The organism is Colwellia sp. (genome assembly GCF_013214175.1).
GTDB lineage: Bacteria > Pseudomonadota > Gammaproteobacteria > Enterobacterales > Alteromonadaceae > Colwellia.
On record NZ_JABSPA010000004.1, the window covers coordinates 373457 to 393959 of the forward strand.

The window sequence follows — 20503 nt, forward strand, 5'->3', positions numbered from 1 at the left end:
TCAAATTAACTTAAAAGTCATAAAGTTGCAAAAATGATTATCAGCGACTTGCTGATTTATAGCGAATAAATACCCTCGCTATAAATCAGCTTAAGTCACAATGAAAACACTAACTCAAATAACAACTTATCTATTAAAACAGTGTTTCATTTTAACGCTACCTTAAAACGATTTTTTCACTCTTAAGTAGTAATAACGGCCAACAGAGGTGATAGCACCATAACCATCAAAACCGTTACGATAATCGCCCATCACTGGCGCTGGCTCTTCATCGGTAAAGTTGTCAATACCTAGAGTGACCGTGGTGGCGAAACTATCAAAGGTATAAGCACCTTGAATGTTATGAACAAAGTATGGGTCTAGCTCTTTCAAATGTTCCGCGCCTTCAGGGTATGCCCAAGAGTTTTCTTCTTGGGTGACACTACCGGTGTAACTGCTGTTATAACTCACTTGAATGTCATCTAAACGCCAGTTTGCTCGCAGTGTTTGTCGCCATTCAGTCCAAGAACCTTCTTCTTGGAAGTAGCGGCCTAAACGCTCTTGTCCGGCATTTTTATACTTTTGTAAATTAGAAGCGGCCCAATGAATACCAAAATCACCGAATTCGGTTGATGGCAATAAATAACTTACGGCATAATCCATACCGCTTATCTCTTGCTCACCAACATTTGACAAGGTCGCACGTATGGCATCAATGGTGCCGTCAGCATTACGCATAACAAGGGCAGGATCATAAACGCCACCGCCATTAGCGACATCGTTAACTACTTCATTAGCACTTGGGCCAAAAATCAAGTTCTCTTTCTTAATGTTAAAGTAATCAATGGTTACCGATAAACCTTCAAGGTAATCAGGTGTCCAAACAATACCTGCGGTAACACTTTCTGATGTTTCCGGCTGTACACTTGGTTCGCCGCCACTCACTGTCCATGAACCGGCCACAGGTGTCGGATTTTGCTGACTACAACCGGGTAACGACGCCCAGTTGTCATTGCGACAGGGATCTTGTACACCAGTATCATAGCCTCTTGATTGTCCAGCATATAATTCAGACAAGCCTGGTGCTCTAAAGCCCTCACTCCATGAGCCCCGAACTAGTACTTCTTCAATTGGACGCCACTTAATGCCCACTTTCGGATTAGTAGTATCACCAAAGTCACTGTAATCAGAATAACGTACGGCAAAATCAAGTTCTAAACCCTTTGCTAAAAAGACATCGGCTAACAGAGGTACCACGGCTTCAGCATAAAACTCGGTAATCTCCCTAGGCTCTGGTGTACTGGTATCGGCACTACCGCCACCAAAAACAGTATCACCCGCTTCATAAATGCGAGAAACATTGGTAGAAGCATCTTCTTCACGGAGTTCAGCGCCAATTGCTAAGTAGACTTCACCTGCTGGTAACTCAAAAGCAGCACCGCTGGCATTAAACATCCAAGTATTCATCATGCCTTCGTTGACCACAGTGCCCTGCTCAGAAATATAAGACGCCATTTCTGGGGTCATAGAGCCGCGACGACCAAATAAGTCGATAGCTACACAACCATCATTGCGTGCGGCACAAGCTGCTGAGTCGCCGGCTGCTGCGGCTAAACGACTGGCAGAGACTTCGGTTGCCAAATTGGTTGAGTCAAACTTCTCACTAGTATAAGAAACATCCCAGTCCCAAGAGCCTAATTCACCAAAAGCGCCAAGGGTATAACGGCGGTCATTGGTTTTATTATCAATGTAGTGACGTGTGCCAGTAGAGGTGGTTTCCCACATAGCACGACCGACTCTAACCTCTTCACCAAAAGGGTTATAACTATTGTTGGCAGAAACAGCGATGCCCTCTCCCCAAATATCTAACGGTGATTGTATTTGGTTCTTACCCTGGTTTTCTGCGTGGGTGTAACTGTATTCAAAATAGCCGGTGATGGTATCAGACAATTCATAAGTACCACTTGTCCAAATGGATTCTCGCTGGATGTCAGGGCCAGCAGTCATGTACTCCCAGTAATTTTGCATATGATCGTCATTTTCCCAATCAAATGCTTCCATATCACCCCAAGAATTTATCCGGTCGCTTCCTGGCTTTATCACCATTTGGCCTCCGTCTGGGTGAGTAACAACCGCGCTATGCTCTGGAATTGGGTCCCGTAAATCAAGACCGCCATAACTTCTACGATCAGGCGTCGCCGTGACATTACGTTCTGACATAAAATAGGCTTTTTGACTGGTTCTATTGGCACTAATTAAGAAGTTACCTTTATCGAAATCTGCACCAAAGGTCATATCAACAATATTACGCTGTGCATCACCACGTGAACTCTCACCGGTTTCAAGTTGAACTTCTAAGCCTTCAAAATCAGATTTCATGATGATGTTAACAACGCCGGCAATCGCATCTGAGCCGTAAACAGCAGAAGCACCATCTTGTAATACTTCAACACGCTCGATAGCGCCAAATGGAATGTTATTTAAATCAACGGTGCCACTTGGATTTACCGTAGATAAACGGCGACCGTTCACTAAAACTAAGGTGTTTCTAGCACTTAAACCGCGTAAGGCCACCGTTGCCACACCATTAGAGAACGCGCGATTAGTACTTAAACTTGCGCCATTAGCTGCGGGAATATCTTGTAAGAGTGAGGCGATATCAACCGCGCCAGACGCGTCTATTTGTGCGCGGTCTAAAACAGTTACCGGCGCTGTACCGACCAGCTCTGTGCGAGCAATACGAGAGCCAGTGACAGAAATTCGTTCAACTTCTTTGAGCGAGTCCGATTTTTCAGCGGCGATTACCGCCGGTGCCGAAAATAAAACGGAAGCAGAAAGCATCGCCACGGAAAGTGTTGAAAGCTTGAAGGTAGGGTTTGGTTTCATGGGTATTCCTCATTTTTTTTATTGTTGTCGTTAGTGTTGTAATTCATGTTGTAACTGGTGTTTTTATTATTTAGCGCGGTTATTTCTATTCACTCGAATTGCATAAAAATTACCAGCAAAAATAATAACCTCAACCCTATGAAAATTAATTTTGCCGATGAATAAAAGCGCTAATGTCATCAAACAGCTCGTAGCTGTCACCAAATAACTGAGATATGACTCGAGCTGAAGTTCGCTAAAAACGGAGGGGAAACGTGATAAAAAAACACATTGTATATTGTATATCTCAAGTGTTATGTTGAATTTATATTAGCTGACAGCGGCTAATAATTCACTAGCGAGCAAGCGACTTTAGTTGCTTTACCGATAATATTATTGAGAACTTACCCATGAAACTACAAGGCATATATACCCCAGTACTGACTTCTTTTGACCCTGATGGAAATATTGATTATCAAGCTTGGAAAACAATATTAGATAATCAAATTGATGCCGGTGTGCATGGTTTAATCATTGGTGGTTCAACTGGCGAATTTTATGCCATGTCAAAGGAAGAGCGTTTACAACAATTCGAATTTGCTAATGACTATATTGCTCAAAGAGTTCCTTGGATTGCTGGTATCAATGATGTCAGGGCAACTGAAGTATACAGTTATGCCAAAGCAGCAAAATTAGCAGGAGCAAGTGGCATGTTAGTGGCAGCGCCGCCTTATTCATTACCCAATGAAAAAGAACTTGCCGAACATATTATCCGTATTGATGAAGCGGCTGACTTAGCCATTATTTTGTATAACTACCCAGGCAGAACTGGCGTTGAAATGGGCTCTGAATTCCTTGATCTTATTGCCGATAGAGAAAATATTGTCGCCATTAAAGAGTCCAGTGGCGATATTAACCGTATTCATCAACTTAGCTTAGATTACCCACAACTGCAGCTAAGCGCGGGTGCTGAAGATCAAGTATTGGAGTTTTTCGTTTGGGGAGCACAAAGCTGGGTATGTGCTTGTGCCAACATATTCCCTCAGGCCTGTGTTGAATTCTATCAAACATGTGTTATTGAAAAAGATTTTGTCAAAGGGAAAAAGTACATGGCAGCTTTGATGCCGTTAATGACGTTTTTAGAGCAAAGTGGCAAGTTTGTGCAATGTGTTAAGTTTGGCGCACAACTGCAAGGACTAAGCACAGGTCCAGTTCGCCTTCCTATGCAAGCATTAACCGATGAAATGCAGTCACAAATTAAAGCCGTGGTGTTACAAGCCGCCAATACCTTAGAAACGTTAATCAATGATAAGTAGGAGTAAGTAATGTCTGAGTTATTATCAAAACAAGCCTATGTTGCCCTCGCCAAAGACATTGAGCTACCGAATAAAGCCTTTATTAATGGTCAGTTTGTTAATGCCATTAATGGCAATAGCATGGTGACTGAAAACCCGGCGACAAAAGTAGTACTGACAGAAATAGTCTCGTGTGACGCCGAGGATGTTGATGTTGCGGTTGCCAATGCCAAAGCGGTATTTGAAAGTGGCATTTGGTCTAAATTAGCGCCAAGTGAAAGAAAGTCAGCCGTTTTAAAGTTAGCTGATTTAATCGAAGAGCACGCAACAGAGTTAGCGGTACTAGAAACCTTAGAGGCCGGTAAACCTATTCATGAGTGTGTTTTAACTGATCTGCCCGAAACAATAAGCTGCATACGTTGGTATGCTGAGGCCGCGGATAAGGTTTATGATCAAATATCGCCGACAGCAAGTGATACTTTGGCAACCATTAGACGAGAGGCTGCTGGGGTTGTTGCTTGTATTCTACCGTGGAATTTTCCCTTGATGATGTTAGCTTGGAAATTAGGTCCGGCATTAATGATGGGCAACTCGGTTATTGTCAAACCGGCAGAATCAACCAGTATGACCACACTTAAAGTTGCTGAATTGGCGATAAAAGCAGGTATTCCACCTGGAGTGTTTAATGTATTACCTGGCTTCGGTCCTAATGTTGGTGAGCCGTTGGGATTACATAATGATATTGATGTTGTCTCCTTTACCGGCTCAACAGCAACAGGTAGGCACTTTCTTAATTATTCAGCCTTAAGTAACCTAAAGCGTGTAGTGCTTGAGTGTGGCGGTAAAAGCCCTAGTGTTGTGCTTAGTGACGCTGATGATTTAGACTCGATTGCCGAACATGTTGTTGGCGCAGCCTTGTGGAATATGGGCCAAAATTGTACCGCTAACTCACGCATCATTATTCATAAAGATTTAAAAGCTGAGTTAACCCAGAAGATAGTCGCCAAGCTTGATGCTTGGCAAACAGGTGACCCGCTTGATCCGCAGTTTATGCTGGGCTCAATCATTAACCGCCAGCAATATGAAAAAATACTTAACTATATCGAAATTGGCAAAAAAGAAGGCGCGACACTAATTTATGGCGGTAATGCCATCTCGCTAAATAATGGTTATTTTATCGAACCCACTATTTTTGATGCGGTAACACCCACTATGACCATTGCCACCGAAGAAATATTTGGTCCGGTATTTGGCCTTATTGAGGCTGATTCAGATGATGAAGCTATCGCTATCGCCAATGATAGTTGTTATGGCTTACAGGCTTCGTTATATACTCGTGACTTGAAGAAAGCCCATTTGTATTCCCAAGCGCTCAAGGCTGGCACTGTTTCAGTTAATTGTTTTAGTGAAGGTGATATCAGCACACCTTTTGGTGGTTACAAGTTATCTGGCTTTGGTGGGAGAGATAACTCCTTAATGGCCTTTGACCAATACAGTGAAGTGAAAACCACTTGGTTTGACCTTTCTTAATCAGTTGAGCTTTATTTAATCACTTTAGCTTTATTTATAGTTAAATGGCTCTAATACAAACTTAAAAGTGGTGATATTTTTGTCACCACTTTATTTATAAGACATTGCTATTAAAAACCCTAAGCAATAACAAAAACCCCACAAATATCGGCAGCCCGAAGTTCATTGTCACCAAATACAGAAACCCAACCACCAATAACCTTTATTTGCTCTTCAATGACTTTGACTAAAGATCACTATCCATAACTAGCTGAAATAAAATAATAAATTTAAAGTTTTTATGCCACAAGCCATAAACCAAGGTTATACCCTTGCCACGATTGGCTATTGGTTAGTGGTTGTTTATTAAGCCATTATCATAGAAAAACAATAAGGAAATTCTATGAAAAAAATATACCTTTCAGCTTTATTAGCCTTGGTTGCCCTACCAGCTCAATCCGCGATAATAAAAGATGGTAGCTTCTATGACTATGTCGCGGGATTAAAAAACCAAGCATTCAAAAAGGATTCTGGCGATTATGTAACGCCAACAGTTACACAAAGATCTGACTTTAGCCTGTTAGCCAAGAACTTGTATGATCACAACTGGTCGATTGCCGAGACACAAGCGAATAACTTAGGTTATGACTTAATTCAATTTAATAATACCACCACCCAAGATGTCTATTGGGGCGTTGCTGAACAGCTAATTGGCGGTAAACAAGCTAAGGGTTGGGGCTCCTACTTTGTCAATGCCGCATCGACGAGCAACGTAACCATTGAAGTTGCTCATCCATCTAACGATACCAATACCCATAGATTAGGCGCAAGAGTGTTTGAACGCTCTGAGGCTAATGCATTTGCCATTGCCGGCGCACATCGCTCAGCCAATGGTTATCAAACAGCTAACCCAACCAGTCTAGAGTTTTCAATATTCCAAGAGGTGCATCAAATATTTAATGGCGGTTATGGTGACAGCACCGCATGGCAATTGCATGGCTTTGGCTCTAGCACGGGTAGAAAGTTTCCCGATGGCACCGATGCGGTATTATCCGATGGTGCCGGTAATGTCACTAATGAACTAGCCACATTAGATAGGTTTTTAGAGGATATTGATGACAGTAAATTTGGCAGTTCCTATGTTTACAATTTATTAGATAAAGATGACCCGCTCAATATTCAAGTCAACGGTATGGATCAAAGTGGCCATGACCCATTTTATCATTTACGCGCTTTTAATAACCCACAGGGACAGTTTTCAAGAGATGCGGGCGGCAGCTTTGTTCATATAGAAGCTTCTTATAATATCCGCGGCAGTCGAACCAAACGAGATACCTATTTTGCCAATGCCATTGTTGGTGCAATTAAAGAGACGTCCACTGGAACTGCTGGCTACATAGACACTGTAAATGAGATACCTGAGCCAAGCAGCGCACTGCTATTTCTTGCCAGTCTATTCATCTTACCTTTGCGGAATAAAATAACTAAGCAAGGCTAACGCTAATTAAGTTGAGCCGTGCTAATTGAGCTGCGTTGGATTTAGCTGAGCTGAGTTGAGCTAAATCCAACGCACTCTAAAGTCACTTCATCGGTAGAAGCTGAACTCCCACAGCTTTTATCGGTGATTTTATTTAACTATGCCACTACGGAGTAGAGGTTAGTTATAACCTCTTACAAAACTATCTTCTTCACTTTCTAACAGCAAAAAGGATAATGGGTAGTTTACTATCATTACCTTATCTTCTTGCTCATCAATAATTGCTGGCGTATCTAACTCTTGCTTGGTTTTATCAGGTGACGAGTACATTGGCTAATTTCCTTCTCGCTATAGTAATAGCGCCTTATCGGTGAGTTATTATTGTTAGTGCTAGTAACTTAAATAACCTAATCAAATAAAAAATGAAATTAGTAATGGTTTAAGATGGTGAATTACTGCATCGAATAGACTTTATAGGGCAATTAAAATAGCAGGGACTTGGTAAGCCGGCTTATATAAGGAGGAAGGGCTGCAGCAAAATGAACGAAGCTTTACTGCAGTATTTCCGTCATAAAATTTAGTGGAGGACTGCGCGAATAGGTAAAGCTGCACAAATTTTAGCTTCGGCAATTAGAATTTCTTCTAAACGCTGGTCAACTTCTTCTTTATCACAATACTCATACGCCAGCTCAACAAATAAGTTTTTATGTTTCTCTTCTGACTTAGCAATAGCGACATATAGGTCTTTGTCTTTACCTTCAGGTAAAGCTTGTGAAACTAACCAGAACTTCTCATAACCGCGCGCTTCAATTACTGCGGCAACCAGTAATCTATCCATCATAAAATAACTGGTACCGTTACGAAATAAGGCACGAAGCTGGTTGATGTAAGGGTCTTTTTTATCTTGACCTAAGGTAACATCGCGGGCGACAAGTAACTTTAATACCTGCTTGAAATGAATAAGCTCTTCAATGGCTAAATCTGTCATCGCTCGAACCAATTTAGCTTTGTCTGGATAATGAGACAACATTGACATTGCCATACCTGAAGCTTTCTTCTCAGCAGCGGCGTGGTCTTGTAAAAACAGGTTAAAGTCAGCCATAACTGCATCAACCCAATCTTGGCCAGTGTGGTGTTTTAATTCAAACATATTTACTACTCTCTAAGACAATATTTATACAATACAATTGGCGTGATTTTACCTGTGAACTTTTCACTCTACAATAGCTAAACTACTCTCGTTTAATATAATGACCTCAATAAAAAAGCTACAGGTAAATGTTAATAAAGCAGCTTATCAATTTTACCATTATTAGTAGATTCTACTTTTAGCTTGTTATGAAGCCCTTGCCAAGCTTTTACTTTGCCGCCAAGGTTAATTTGTTTAAAGCCGCCCTCTCTGGCCTTGCTACTATCAATATCAAGAAAGGCTAACATCTTGAGGTAACTACTTTCATCACCAACATCTATGGTAAGTAAATCTTGTGATCGGTCTTTAAAATAAGCTTCAATACCTTGTTGATGACGGTTATAACAGTTAAGTAAAAACTCGTCACTGTTAAGGTTTTCTTCGTTTAGTGGCGAGAATATTTCATTATAACAACGCTTTAAGTGAGGGTTAAAACCTCCATCAGTGCGTTGTAAGTTAACAATCATGCGTTGTAATAACTGCTTGATTGATGGCAGCCATTTTTCCGGGGCACGAGTCAGGTAAATAAACTTACTATTAACATAGTGTTTATCCAATTTTTGGTAATCACAAAATATTGGTGTATCGGCTAATACCTGCGCTTGAATAAAAGCATCTTGGGTATAGGCATTATGTGCAGTTTTAAAACCCTGCTCTAACATGGCTAAACAAACACTGGTAGTTGCTGTTCTGGGTAAACCTATGATAAAAATTTTTCCGTCAGACACTAAGCTAAGCCTTTATATTAAAAAGAAAATTGAAAATTAATTAAATTAAAAATAGCTGATTATAACTTATTTGTTAATATAACAAACACACAATTGACAGTGATCAATAAATACCTTATTTATGAGAGCATACTGAGTTCATAGCAAACACAAACCTAGTCCATTCTGAGAGTAGGCAGTAGCCAAGGAAATTTCATGACAGCACAAGATGAGCATCGCGACAGTGTTAACTGGGCTGATTACCTAAAATCTGGCAATCGCATTTTTATCGGCTCCAATGCCGCGGTACCTAATGCCTTAATAGATGATTTAATTGCCAATAGCCAAGGCTTGCATGATATTGAAACCGTCCATATTTTAACCCTTTCTGAAAATGTTTGGGCCAAGCGTGAACATAAAGATTTATTTAAAGTAAATAGTTTATTTATTGGCGGTAAAAATATTCGCGAAGCCATTGCCGAGGGGCGTGGTGATTATACCCCTTGTTTTATTTCCGATGTGCCACGCTTATTTCATGAAAATATTTTACCCCTCGACGTGGCACTTATTATGGTCAGTCCGCCAGATGAATATGGTTACTGTTCGTTAGGCGTGAGTGTTGATATCGTTTCTTCAGCAGTAAAAGCGGCCAAATATGTTATTGCCCAGATAAATCCGAAGATGCCGCGCACCAATGGTCATAGCTTTGTTCATGTAAATCAAATTCATGCTTGGATAAACGTTGCACAAGATTTACCGCAAGTAATACCACCAGAAGTGGATCGCCGTAACGAACAAATTGGTCAATATGTTGCTATGTTGGTTGAAAATGGCGCTACCTTACAAATAGGTATAGGTAAAATACCCGAAGCGGTATTACGTTATTTAGGTAATCACAAAGACTTAGGCATTCACAGCGAAATGATCTCCGACGGTGTCGTTGATTTGATGTTAAAAGGCGTAATTAATAACCGCCGAAAAACCTACCATAAAGGTAAAGCGGTAGCGACTTTTTGTATTGGTAGTCAAAAGGTTTATGACTTTGTTGATGGTAATCCTCACATAGAGTTTTATCCGTCAGAACATATCAACTCACCGGTAAAAATCGCTAAAAATGACAATATGGTATCGATTAATAGTGCCATTGAAGTCGACTTAACCGGCCAGGTAGTTTCAGACTCTATTGGTTATCAATTTTACAGCGGCATTGGCGGACAAGTTGACTTTATTCGTGGCGCATCTCTGAGTAAGGGCGGTATGCCTATTATTGCCCTACCCTCAACTACCCGAGATGGCAAAATATCACGTATTGTTGCCCATATCACTGAAGGTGGCGGCGTAGTAACTTCGCGTGGTCATGTTTCCTATGTGGTGACCGAGTTTGGTATTGCCTCATTAAGAGGTAAGAGTATTAGAGAGCGAGCCTTAGAGCTGATCAGAATTGCTCACCCTAAATTTAGGGATAAATTACTTGCCGATGTTCGCAAACATTATTGGGTGCCGGAATACCAAGAAAGTTCACCTAGCTCGGTACCTGAACTAGGCTCAATTGAAATGAAGCGCTTTAATTTTGCCGATGTTAATTATATTTTAAGACCGTTAGCGCCGGCTGATGAGCGCAAGTTGCAAGAGTTTTTCTATTCGCATAATAAAGAAACCTTGATGATGCGCTACAACCATCACATTACCCAGATGACACGGGAAAAGTCGTGTAACTTAGTGAGTGTTAATCAACACGTAGATCTTGCCTTATGTTTTACTAAAAAAGACTCTTTAGGCGAAGCAATACAAGCGGTTGCAAGATATTACTTTATCGAAAGTATGAACAGTGGTGAAGTCGCTTTTGTCATTAAAGAAAGCTTGCGCGGCCGCGGTATGGCAAGTACCTTACTGGGTGAAATGATTGCCATAGCTAAGATTCGAAAACTTGATAGCTTAGTGGCTTGTGTGCGCAGTGATAATGGCTCTATGTTAAAAGTATTCGAACGTTCCGGTTTTGTCCGTCAAGCCAGTGAAGATTTTGATGAAGTGAGTTTAAAGCTCACGCTTAAAGCTGAGTAATCAAAACGAGTAATATTACCGATCAAAAGCAATCAGGTTGAATGCCCAGTGACTGTTCAGCTTTAAGCGTTAGAGTTCAAGTAAAAGGCAAAAGCACGGAGTTGACGTTAGTCAATGAGTACTTTTAACGCATTAATTGGACTTTAACGCAACAAGATGAATAGTCACTAACAATTATGAGAAGAACTATGCCAGTTGGAATAATAGGCCACTACAAATGTGGCGAACATGACATGGGTGATCATCATCCTGAAAATGGTAATCGTTTGACCGCTATTTCAGACCAGTTAATTCGTAGTGGTTTAGATTATGTTGTTCGCCAGTTTGATTCAAAACCTATTGATAAAAGTTTGTTAGCTTTAGCGCATACACAAAAATATATCGATTTTGTTTTTGATAATGCGCCTACTGAAGCTAAAGGTGAAGATAAGGGCGAAGCAGGTGAAAACTTTACTGTCGGTGAAGATGCAGTAATGAATAGCAAAACACTTACCTCTATTTTATATTCTGCCGGCGCTGCTGTTGATGCGGTTGATTTAGTCATGGACGGCACCTTAGGCTCGGCATTTTGTGCGACACGGCCACCCGGGCATCATGCAGAACATGATAAAGGCATGGGTTTTTGTTTCTTTAATAATGTTGCCATCGCTGCAGCTTATGCAAAACAAAAGTATGGCTTGAAACGCGTGGCGATAGTCGATTTTGATGTTCACCATGGTAATGGTACTGAAGATATTATAAAAAACGTTTTTAAAGCTAGCCCCAAAGATGATAAAGGTTACCTTTTTTGCTCAAGTTATCAGTACCCGCTCTACCCTTTTGACATTGAAGAAAGTGATACTCCGCCGATTATCAATACCCCGTTAGCCGCAACAACTAAAGGCAAGGAGTTCCGTGAAAAGTTAAGCGCGCACTGGTTGCCGGCATTACATAAATTCAAACCTGAGCTGATCATAATCTCGGCCGGATTTGATGCCCATATTGAAGATGATATGTCGCAGGTAAGCTTAACTGAAGCGGATTATCGTTGGATAACCGATGAGCTTAAAGTTATTGCTAATGAATACAGTGGCGGCAAGATAGTTTCGGTCCTTGAAGGCGGCTATGCACCCAGTGCACTAGGCAGAAGTGTTGTTGCCCATATTAATGGTTTGATTGGTAATTAATGGTGATTAAATATTAAGAACTCGCGCGATTAAAATCCCGCCTACCGTAGGCGGGAATTCATTCGCACTTTTCGTTAAGGATAAAGCGAGGCTTAGAAATACCAAGCTAAAGATAATTGCGCATGGTCATCATTACTTAAGGTATAAAGTAAATCATTTTCATCATTGCTTTGTAGCAATCTGACATCAACACTGACAATAACGTTATCACCAAAGCGACGATTAGCTTCAATGAGAAAGCTAAAAGCATTGTGGTCTAAGTCACTACCAAAGCCCATTAAAAACTCGCTACTTTGCATGTCGTTAAAGGCTAACCTAGCGCCGACAAATAAATCATTTTGCATCAGCGAGCCTTGTGCGCCAAGCGCAACCTCACCACGTGAATCCCAGCTATGCTCCATCAACAAACCTAAGTCGATATTCGACTCAAACACACCGATAAAGCTGTATTCAAAACCACCTTGTGTTGCCCAAAAATCTTCCAGGCTAGTGCTGCGATGTATGCCCTCAAATTTCCATAACCAATCACCTAAGGTCGCTTGAACGTCAACACCTAGTTGATCCATTTGGCTATAGTATTGCTGCAAGGTAGGCTGCAAAGTACTTTGTGACGATGGACTTAAATAAGCTTCTCGGTTAGTACCATGAAACCAATAAGCACCTAAATCATAATCACCAACGCTATGCGCCCAACGCAAAGCGAGATCAAGATGCTGTTGCCCTGCTGAAGATTCATAGTTAACATTATCTTCATCAACCACTAACGGTCCACGTAAACGTCCTTCCTCGCCAGCATAGGTTCTTTCTCGAAAACCTGGCAGTAAAAACACATCAACTATGCCCCAATCATTAACCACTGAAAGGTTAATCATTTGCTGACCTAATTTATCTTCACCGTCAAAATCTTCAACACCATCAGTTTGGTTAATTACATCAACCAGATGTTGAAACTCGGTAACACCCCAAAACTCTTTACGAATACCAACACGCAGTTCCCAATCATCACTGGCGTGAACATACGCCAGCTCGCGAATATCACCATGAGTACGTTGCGAGTCTTGGCTATCAACACGATAAAAAGGCGTAAATATTACACTGTCGTCGCCACCATTCCACTGCCAATAAAGCTCAGGCTCTACTGATAGTGATGTTTGACTATGACTTAACTGCTGAGGATCCAACGCTTCTTTAAAAAAGTAGCGCTGCTCTACAGTAATATTACCAGAGGCTTCAAATTCGACATCACTCGCCCCCTCACTAGCAAAAATAAGGTTACTAAGCAGTAAGCTTGCACTTACGGCTATTGCTATTAGTGAGCCGGTAAGTTTGTTACTTGACGACTTATTTAAAGGCTTTTTTAATGATAAGGACATCGACTTAACGCGCTCGTTTTAACGAGTTACGATTAAAGTCACTGTCAGTTAAGCCTGTTTTAAAGTCATAATTAGTCCACTTCAATTCAGTGCTTTTACCGTTTTGATGGTTGATCATCTCTTGGTTATCCGCGCGCCAGTGTTTAGCTAAATATTGCTTATAATCGCTGAAAGTTAACGTTTTAAGTAATGAGTTTTTACGGTCATAAAAATCAATTTTATGAATGCGATACTCTAACGTGTCAAGCCAAACGATACGACGAGTGTAACCTGAATTTTCGTCTACTGGGTATTGCTCAACTTTGAAGTTTGTTAAACCATTAAGCTCTTCTACGCCTAAATATTTGTAGCTGTATTTTTCTACTTCAAAAGAACTTAAATCTTCAAAAGCAAACTCTGAGCCCATAAAAGGTCCTGATTTATTACGTGAAGAAATACGTTTAACACGTTTTAATGCCGGTAAATACAACCATTGTTCATCGGCATCAACCGGATGTGAGAAGCTTAAAAAAGCAGTGCCTTTAACATCACGAGGTTTATTAAAAATAGTTAGACTTTTATCACCATCATCTAACACTTCAAGTGACTTCATCTTAATTTCACGAATACTTTCTTGGCCTTGCTTGTTACGTAATAACATCACCATATCAGCGGTACTATCTTGCCAACCTAGATCGCGTTTTTTGGCTTCCATGGAAATATCTAAGCCTTTTTTCTCTTCTGCACTTAAGGCAAAAGAGCTATTTGAGACCAGTGTCAAACTTAACGCACTTATCGATAATGCTGCGCTGAGTAATATTGTTTTAGTTAACATATAAATTCCTTATTAATTTTCTAATAATTTTTTTTGACTAATTTTTTATACTTAACTTTGCGACAACACGTACCGCAAAGTAATCTTGAGTAATAAAGTTATTTTGAGAAATAACAGCCAACTTACGCCGCTTCAATCGCTTTTTTAATCGGTGCTTCAACAACTGCACCAGTGCTTTGTGTCGATTTTTTCTTATCTTTATCAAGCAACATAAGTAATGGTGGCAAGAATAAGAAATCAACGATAAGTGCGATAAAGATGGTCAATGCTGTTAGGAAACCCATATCAGCATTCATTTTAAATGATGATTGTGCCAACACAGTAAAACCGGCCACGAGTACAAAAGTAGTTATCCATAGTGCACGTCCGACATTATCAAAAGCATAATGTACTGCTTCTTGCGGGCTGGCATTTTTATCGCGTCTAGCATGAAGATACTTACTTAAAAAGTGCACGGTATCATCAACAACAATGCCTAAAGTCATACCAATAACAACCGATAAACCAAGACCTACTTGCCCACTATATAAGCCCCAAATACCAAAGCCTATCGCCGCCGGTGCTAGGTTAGGTAATAAACTGATCAAACCAAAGCGCCAGCTTTTTAAGGCTACACCTAATAAAATTGAAATTAAGATCAGTGCCAGTGTGGTACCAATAAGCATGCTAATAATATTACGTTGGCCAATATGGGCGAACATTAGACTTGGGCTAGAAAAATCAACCTCATACTGTGGCGCGTGTTTAGCAAACCAGACAATCATGTCTTCTTCAATATTAATCAGCTCGTTGCTGGTCATATTTTTAAAGGTCACCACGATTCTTGACGCTGATTTATCAACATCTAATTGGTTATTTAAATCTAAGCCATAAGGTAAAGACATTTCATACAACAGTAGGTATTGCGCTGACATTTCCTGGCTGTCTGGTAATTTATACCAGCTAGGATCATCACCATGCATATTCTTATTGAGACGCTTTAAGGTATCAGTAATAGTATTTACATGATCCGTTTCAGGACGGTCACGTAACCAATCAGTAAAGTCACTAACACTGTGTAAATATTGCGGATTATTAATGCCACTAGATTTACCTGTTTTCACTGAGATCTCAACAATCATCATGCCCGACAAGTTATCTTGCATAAAATCAGTTGCCGCACGATATGGCACTGTTTCATCGAAATACTTAACAAAATCATCATTGAGTTCATTGTTAGGAATGAGCATTATTGAAGCGATAATGAGCACACTGGTTAAAGGTAATAAGGCTTTACGCTTGGCAATAACAAAGTCTGCCAATTTAGCCATAATGTCTTTTTTACCTTCACTCTGCATTTTAACGCGCACTGGTAATACCGTAAGTAATGCTGGAAAAATAGTGACAGAAAAAACAAAGGCTAACATTACGCCAATAGCGACTAAATTACCTAAGTCTCTAAACGGTGGCGAATCAGAGAAGTTCATGCTTAAAAAGCCAATCGCTGTGGTAATACTGGTTAAGAAAATAGGTTGTAAGTTGATTTTGATACTACGGGCAATGGCGGTACGTTTATCAGCACCTTGCCGCATTTCATAAAACATAGAGGTTAGTATGTGAATACAATCTGCTACCGCTAAGGTCAATATCATCGTTGGCGCTGATGATGATGGTCCCGTCAGATAAAAGCCTAACCAACCAGCAAGTCCCATGGTAGTAACAATACTCATAATGATAACAAGTACCGTTGCGATAGTACCGGTAATGGTTCTTAGCAATAAGCCTATGGTGATAACAACCACAAGAAACATTAACGGAATAAGTGTTGTACCATCATTAATTGAAGCTTCACCAAAAGAGGTGTTCATCATAATCATGCCCGACAAATACACTTCTACTTCAGGATGTTCTGCTAAAAACTGCGCTTTTATAGCACGAACACTAGCGGCAACTTCAGGTGTTTCCGCCATAGGGTCAACACCTGGCAGCTGCACAGTAACGTTAACAACAGAAACATGGCCTGTTTTAGAGATAATCTTATTAACCAGCAAAGGCTCGCTAATGGCAATTTGTTTGATTTTATCAAGCTTGTCGCTGGTTAAGTTACGGGTAGACATAACAAGATCTTCAACGATCATGTCATCTTCTTCTGCATAGGTATATTGAAAATTAGTGACTGAATCAACCCGTGTTGAATAAGGCACTTGCCAACTTTCTTTAGTTAATTTTTTTAGTGCCGCCAAATGCTCTGCGGTAAAAACATTACCGTCTTTTGGTACCACGACAAAAGAAACATTATCACTTTTGGCATAGACCTTTTGCATTGACTCAAAAGCCGTTAACTGTGGGTTTTCTTCACTAAAGAACACACGATAGTCACTTTTAAATTCTAACTTTTGTGCCCCCATACCAGCTACCATGGCGAAGGTAATACAAACAAGTATTACCCAAAATGGATTCTTGCCGACAAAATTATAGAGTTTGTCTCTCATTGTTAAGCTCCTTAAATTATAAATTTTCATCATTGAAAACGATTCTTTAGATGACGAATCGTCACTTTATCTATCAAAAAAATGCGGTTAGATACCGCACGTTATTTGTATTCACTTTCCTAAAAAGAAATAGCTAAGCAGGCTAGCTAAAACTTTCAAAATTTAGCTCGCGCCCTTTTGCTTTGATTTGCATTAGCTCTTCAGGGAATAACTCTGCCAAAGCGGTTTTTAACTCTGCACAGTGGTTTCGATCTTTGCTTAAAGGCTGCCAGCCCATACCGTCATGAAGTAAATTACTGTGATTAAATAATTCACGTTCTACAATCAAACTTGTTCTGCCACTACACTGTTCAACTTCGCCTGAAAGCAAGGTGATAGCGCCATATGCCATTGACCAATTGCTAAAACATATTTGCTGGATATCCATATTTAACGGCAAGGATAAACTGCCATCATTTAAGCCATCTTCGACAATGCCGTGAATAGACGTCATTAACTTAACTTCTAATAGTTCACCCTCATTAATATGTTTTTCACTTGATTTACCCACTACATTCGGTGATTTAGAACACATTACACATTGAAAAAGTGCCGGGTATAACATTGCATATATCAGATAAGAGAAATTTAAAAGTAACATGCGTGAACGTGCACAACCCTTAAATTGGTAGGCGCGATAAAATAAATCACCTAATACTTTAATTGAGTAATTACTGATGGCTAACAATAAATCTTCTTTACCAATAAAGTGTTTGTAAACCGTACCTTTCGAAAACGGCACTTGGGCAACAACTTTATCCATGGTCAAGTTTTCAATACCATTTGTCTGGATAAGTAATACTGCCGAGTTGATTATTAGCAACTCTCTTTCCTTAAGTGCAGCTTCATCGAGTAACTTAGGTGGTGTCATAAAATCTACTTATATAATATGTGACGATTCGTCACTGACGAATCGTCATCATACTTCAAGTGTAATTATTGTCAACAGATTTGTAACTGAAATGTACATGTGAATTTTATTTCATCGCCATAATATGGTTCACACTGCATTTAACATCTAGCTATATAAAATAGAATAATGGTTGATGAGAGCGGGGATAGAGCCTTTATGATTCATATAGATACTTAATTATATGAATTGGGGATAGTAGCTGGAATATATGTAGATTTAATTTTTTGAATCACACTGCCAAGCGGAAGTAAAAATATGTACTACGCTTCCCTATTTCGTCCTATCAGAGCAATGAGAAGCCATACTGCCACTAAATATGTTTTGTCAGCTCCTACCACATTGCGGACATTAGCTAATAAGTGTCAGACACAGTTTCGGATTAGATTTTGTATCGATATCAGCTATAAAATATACAGTAGGTAATAGCTGAAATTCGTTAGGTTTGTATAATCAACGGTACAGTCCACTGATCCCAACACAGAGAATACAAAGTTAAAACAGCAAACTTTGTGTGGGTAGTAAATGTTAATTGCTTAGTTTATACATTAAAACATCTAAACTTTTTTCACATTTTTCTAAGTACTTAAAATCTTTGAACATAGTTAGGGCTCTCAAGTGCCCAATTAGTTTTGTAGATCTTCTAGCATAGATATGGCCAAACTCTTTACTTCCACTCAACTCAATATACTTGATTATTAAGTTGCCAACTTGAAGAGCGGTATCCTGTATTAGAAACCATTTCTGACCATTCAAAGAGTTAAGTCCTTTCTGATCATTGAAGTGTTCTGTTAACTCACTTATTGTCTCAAAATCTAATGCTGCACCGCAATACACGTTGTAGATAAAGTTACTATAGGTTAGCGGTAATTCTCTTTTACCCGTAAGAACGATTCTACTGACCTCTAACTTATTCTCAATTGGCGTAGACAAAAGTTCGTCTAATTCCAGTTGTTGTTCTTTAATTAGCCTAAATATTTCACTAAGCTTCGCTTCTTTTTCTAAATGTTCAACTTGATCTTGCATCGCCTTACGACTCATCGCTGCTTCATTTTTTGTTTCTTTAACTTCTTCCCTGGTTAACCTCAACTCTCTCATCTGCACGTTAATAGACCAAACCAGCAAAGCAATGGTGGCGAACCCCAAAACAGGATTTAACGTACCGCCAACAAAGTCACCGAATTGGGCAAATAGTTCTTGGTCACCCCAAGTACCATCAAACAATGAAAAATATCGCCATAATAAAGAACAGGCCAAAATAATCACGCCACCGAAAAACCAATAAAGCCAAAGAGGAAACTTAATATCATCCTGACTATCCCCTGTATCTGTATCCGCTATTTCACTCACCGTAATAATACTCCATTGTAAAGCCTTTAAAAAAACTGTTAAACGTCAAATATATAAAATTCAGGAGGATATACTAAAGCAATACTTAAGGAGGCGTAAAGCTTTCTCTAACCGCGTGAAATAAAGTATTATCATTTAGTCGATATAACTCTATTGGAGTATGTAAAGTCATTTATTCGTATGATGCAGGCACATGATCTGAACACGTTAATTATGGTGGTATTCAGACTTAAAGGACTATAATGCGCACCAAAGAGCCGTTAGGGTGTGATTGAAATATTAAGTTTCTAAAGTTAAATCAAAGTGCATGCAGCAGACTGTTCAAAGGGCTGTAGCTACCACACAGCGGACATTAAGCTATGTAAGGCATAAGTTGATTTTCATTAGATTTTGTATCGATAACGCCCGCATAAGCGGCTAAATAATAGTTTGCTAAAGTGGTACAAGATCAAAGCGAAACGTAGCCAACTGTTACGTGTCCTTGTTGATTTGCTTGTTAGACGAATTTTCCCCGCGCCTGCCAGTATACTACCAGCGTATACAAGCACATCCCACAAACAACACCAACCATTATCCCAATAGCTGAGCGGACAGCGTATTCTGACAAGACATCAGAACCATGAATGAGGTTTGCTAGAACAACAAAAAAAGCAATGCTTACTGAATATATCAGTATACCGGTAACCAACTGACCTTCGTAATTCTCTTTACGGTTAAGAACCAAAGCATACAGATACCATACAGCCAGAGTTGAGAGGCCCAACACACCACTACCATACTGATTCCATTTGTACAAAGGCAATGAGAAAATTTCTGAGTTCCAGAACTCACTATTTATTACAAATGCTCCATATGAATGACTCGTTGCATCCCACAGGGCGTGGCTATAAGCACCAAATAAGACACCAACCAAAATAAAGAACCATGATGACAAACAGAGTGACCAACTCCTTTTCGGCAAACCCAGCAACTGAAGAGTTGGAGCCTCCAACAAGCGATACCATGCAAAAAGCATTATTAGCGAAGGAATAAGGCAGTATATAAGCACTCCATTAACTGAATGACCAGGAGCATTTGTTGGTGTTAGAGCCAAAAGATATGGAAAGTCAGGAGACAAACTCCCAACTGCTAGCGATGCAAATGGAACTATTCCTCGAGAAATAATCGATATGGGTATTGCAACTACTGCGTGTGAAAGAGTGTATGGCATAGTTCTATTCGCATAGACACAATGACTCCCCACGAGGTGCTAGCCTCTGACCGTGGGTTAGTTTTACAAACCAGAGCCATAATATATG

15 protein-coding genes are annotated in these 20503 nt (G+C 39.9%); 5 read left to right on the forward strand and 10 right to left on the reverse strand.

The annotated features are described in order from the left end of the window. Positions 1-162: 162 nt before the first annotated feature. Positions 163-2865, reverse strand: a complete 2703-nt coding sequence (locus HRT55_RS12810) for a TonB-dependent receptor (RefSeq protein WP_291621811.1) — start codon at positions 2863-2865, stop codon at positions 163-165. 389 nt (positions 2866-3254) lie between these two features. Here HRT55_RS12810 and HRT55_RS12815 point away from each other — a divergent pair, with 389 nt between their 5' ends. From HRT55_RS12815 to HRT55_RS12825, 3 genes are all read left to right on the forward strand, one after another. Continuing rightward, positions 3255-4160 carry a dihydrodipicolinate synthase family protein gene (locus HRT55_RS12815; protein WP_291621813.1) on the forward strand — a complete coding sequence of 302 codons (906 nt, stop codon included), beginning with the start codon at positions 3255-3257 and terminating at the stop codon, positions 4158-4160. 9 nt (positions 4161-4169) lie between these two features. After that, positions 4170-5669 (forward strand): aldehyde dehydrogenase, encoded by a 1500-nt coding sequence (locus tag HRT55_RS12820; RefSeq protein ID WP_291621815.1) that lies wholly within the window; start codon positions 4170-4172, stop codon positions 5667-5669. A 382-nt stretch (positions 5670-6051) separates the two neighbouring features. Beyond that, positions 6052-7146 carry a hypothetical protein gene (locus tag HRT55_RS12825; RefSeq protein ID WP_291621817.1) on the forward strand — a complete coding sequence of 365 codons (1095 nt, stop codon included), beginning with the start codon at positions 6052-6054 and terminating at the stop codon, positions 7144-7146. 159 nt (positions 7147-7305) lie between these two features. Here the strand turns inward: HRT55_RS12825 and HRT55_RS12830 are convergent, their stop codons facing one another. From HRT55_RS12830 to HRT55_RS12840, 3 genes are all read right to left on the reverse strand, one after another. After that, positions 7306-7455, reverse strand: a complete 150-nt coding sequence (locus HRT55_RS12830; protein ID WP_291621819.1) for a hypothetical protein — start codon at positions 7453-7455, stop codon at positions 7306-7308. Positions 7456-7702: 247 nt separating this feature from the next. Beyond that, a complete protein-coding gene (locus HRT55_RS12835) occupies positions 7703-8275 on the reverse strand; it encodes a tRNA-(ms[2]io[6]A)-hydroxylase (RefSeq protein WP_291621821.1) in 573 nt (190 codons plus the stop codon). A 131-nt stretch (positions 8276-8406) separates the two neighbouring features. Beyond that, on the reverse strand, positions 8407-9042 hold the full coding sequence (locus tag HRT55_RS12840; protein WP_291621824.1) for a sulfotransferase: 636 nt from the start codon (positions 9040-9042) through the stop codon (positions 8407-8409). A 195-nt stretch (positions 9043-9237) separates the two neighbouring features. On the opposite strand from HRT55_RS12840, the gene HRT55_RS12845 reads away from it, so the two are divergent. Then, complete coding sequence (locus HRT55_RS12845; protein ID WP_291621826.1) at positions 9238-11082, forward strand: GNAT family N-acetyltransferase; 1845 nt, start codon at positions 9238-9240, stop codon at positions 11080-11082. Positions 11083-11270: 188 nt separating this feature from the next. After that, positions 11271-12248, forward strand: a complete 978-nt coding sequence (locus tag HRT55_RS12850) for a histone deacetylase family protein (RefSeq protein WP_291621828.1) — start codon at positions 11271-11273, stop codon at positions 12246-12248. Positions 12249-12340: 92 nt separating this feature from the next. Here the strand turns inward: HRT55_RS12850 and HRT55_RS12855 are convergent, their stop codons facing one another. From HRT55_RS12855 to HRT55_RS12880, 6 genes are all read right to left on the reverse strand, one after another. Beyond that, entirely contained in the window at positions 12341-13621 is a 1281-nt protein-coding gene (locus tag HRT55_RS12855; protein WP_291621830.1) for a hypothetical protein, read from the reverse strand. 4 nt (positions 13622-13625) lie between these two features. Further along, positions 13626-14435, reverse strand: a complete 810-nt coding sequence (locus HRT55_RS12860) for an outer membrane lipoprotein-sorting protein (protein WP_291621832.1) — start codon at positions 14433-14435, stop codon at positions 13626-13628. A 122-nt stretch (positions 14436-14557) separates the two neighbouring features. Then, the gene (locus HRT55_RS12865; protein ID WP_291621834.1) at positions 14558-16906 is read right to left on the reverse strand and encodes an MMPL family transporter; all 2349 of its coding nucleotides are present in this window, start codon (positions 16904-16906) and stop codon (positions 14558-14560) included. Positions 16907-17048: 142 nt separating this feature from the next. Further along, a complete protein-coding gene (locus HRT55_RS12870) occupies positions 17049-17816 on the reverse strand; it encodes a TetR/AcrR family transcriptional regulator (protein ID WP_291621836.1) in 768 nt (255 codons plus the stop codon). A 567-nt stretch (positions 17817-18383) separates the two neighbouring features. Continuing rightward, positions 18384-19205 carry a hypothetical protein gene (locus HRT55_RS12875; protein ID WP_291621838.1) on the reverse strand — a complete coding sequence of 274 codons (822 nt, stop codon included), beginning with the start codon at positions 19203-19205 and terminating at the stop codon, positions 18384-18386. A gap of 496 nt (positions 19206-19701) precedes the next feature. Continuing rightward, the gene (locus HRT55_RS12880) at positions 19702-20415 is read right to left on the reverse strand and encodes a DUF4184 family protein (protein ID WP_291621840.1); all 714 of its coding nucleotides are present in this window, start codon (positions 20413-20415) and stop codon (positions 19702-19704) included. Between the last annotated feature and the right edge of the window lie 88 nt (positions 20416-20503).

What these genes read in the sequence shown, in the direction of transcription:
- HRT55_RS12810 (WP_291621811.1), bottom strand. Translation starts at nt 2,865, where the DNA reads ATGAAACCAAACCCTACCTTCAAGCTTTCAACACTTTCCGTGGCGATG.
- HRT55_RS12815 (WP_291621813.1), top strand. Translation starts at nt 3,255, where the DNA reads ATGAAACTACAAGGCATATATACCCCAGTACTGACTTCTTTTGACCCT.
- HRT55_RS12820 (WP_291621815.1), top strand. Translation starts at nt 4,170, where the DNA reads ATGTCTGAGTTATTATCAAAACAAGCCTATGTTGCCCTCGCCAAAGAC.
- HRT55_RS12825 (WP_291621817.1), top strand. Translation starts at nt 6,052, where the DNA reads ATGAAAAAAATATACCTTTCAGCTTTATTAGCCTTGGTTGCCCTACCA.
- HRT55_RS12830 (WP_291621819.1), bottom strand. Translation starts at nt 7,455, where the DNA reads ATGTACTCGTCACCTGATAAAACCAAGCAAGAGTTAGATACGCCAGCA.
- HRT55_RS12835 (WP_291621821.1), bottom strand. Translation starts at nt 8,275, where the DNA reads ATGTTTGAATTAAAACACCACACTGGCCAAGATTGGGTTGATGCAGTT.
- HRT55_RS12845 (WP_291621826.1), top strand. Translation starts at nt 9,238, where the DNA reads ATGACAGCACAAGATGAGCATCGCGACAGTGTTAACTGGGCTGATTAC.
- HRT55_RS12850 (WP_291621828.1), top strand. Translation starts at nt 11,271, where the DNA reads ATGCCAGTTGGAATAATAGGCCACTACAAATGTGGCGAACATGACATG.
- HRT55_RS12855 (WP_291621830.1), bottom strand. Translation starts at nt 13,621, where the DNA reads ATGTCCTTATCATTAAAAAAGCCTTTAAATAAGTCGTCAAGTAACAAA.
- HRT55_RS12860 (WP_291621832.1), bottom strand. Translation starts at nt 14,435, where the DNA reads ATGTTAACTAAAACAATATTACTCAGCGCAGCATTATCGATAAGTGCG.
- HRT55_RS12865 (WP_291621834.1), bottom strand. Translation starts at nt 16,906, where the DNA reads ATGAGAGACAAACTCTATAATTTTGTCGGCAAGAATCCATTTTGGGTA.
- HRT55_RS12870 (WP_291621836.1), bottom strand. Translation starts at nt 17,816, where the DNA reads ATGACACCACCTAAGTTACTCGATGAAGCTGCACTTAAGGAAAGAGAG.
- HRT55_RS12880 (WP_291621840.1), bottom strand. Translation starts at nt 20,415, where the DNA reads ATGCCATACACTCTTTCACACGCAGTAGTTGCAATACCCATATCGATT.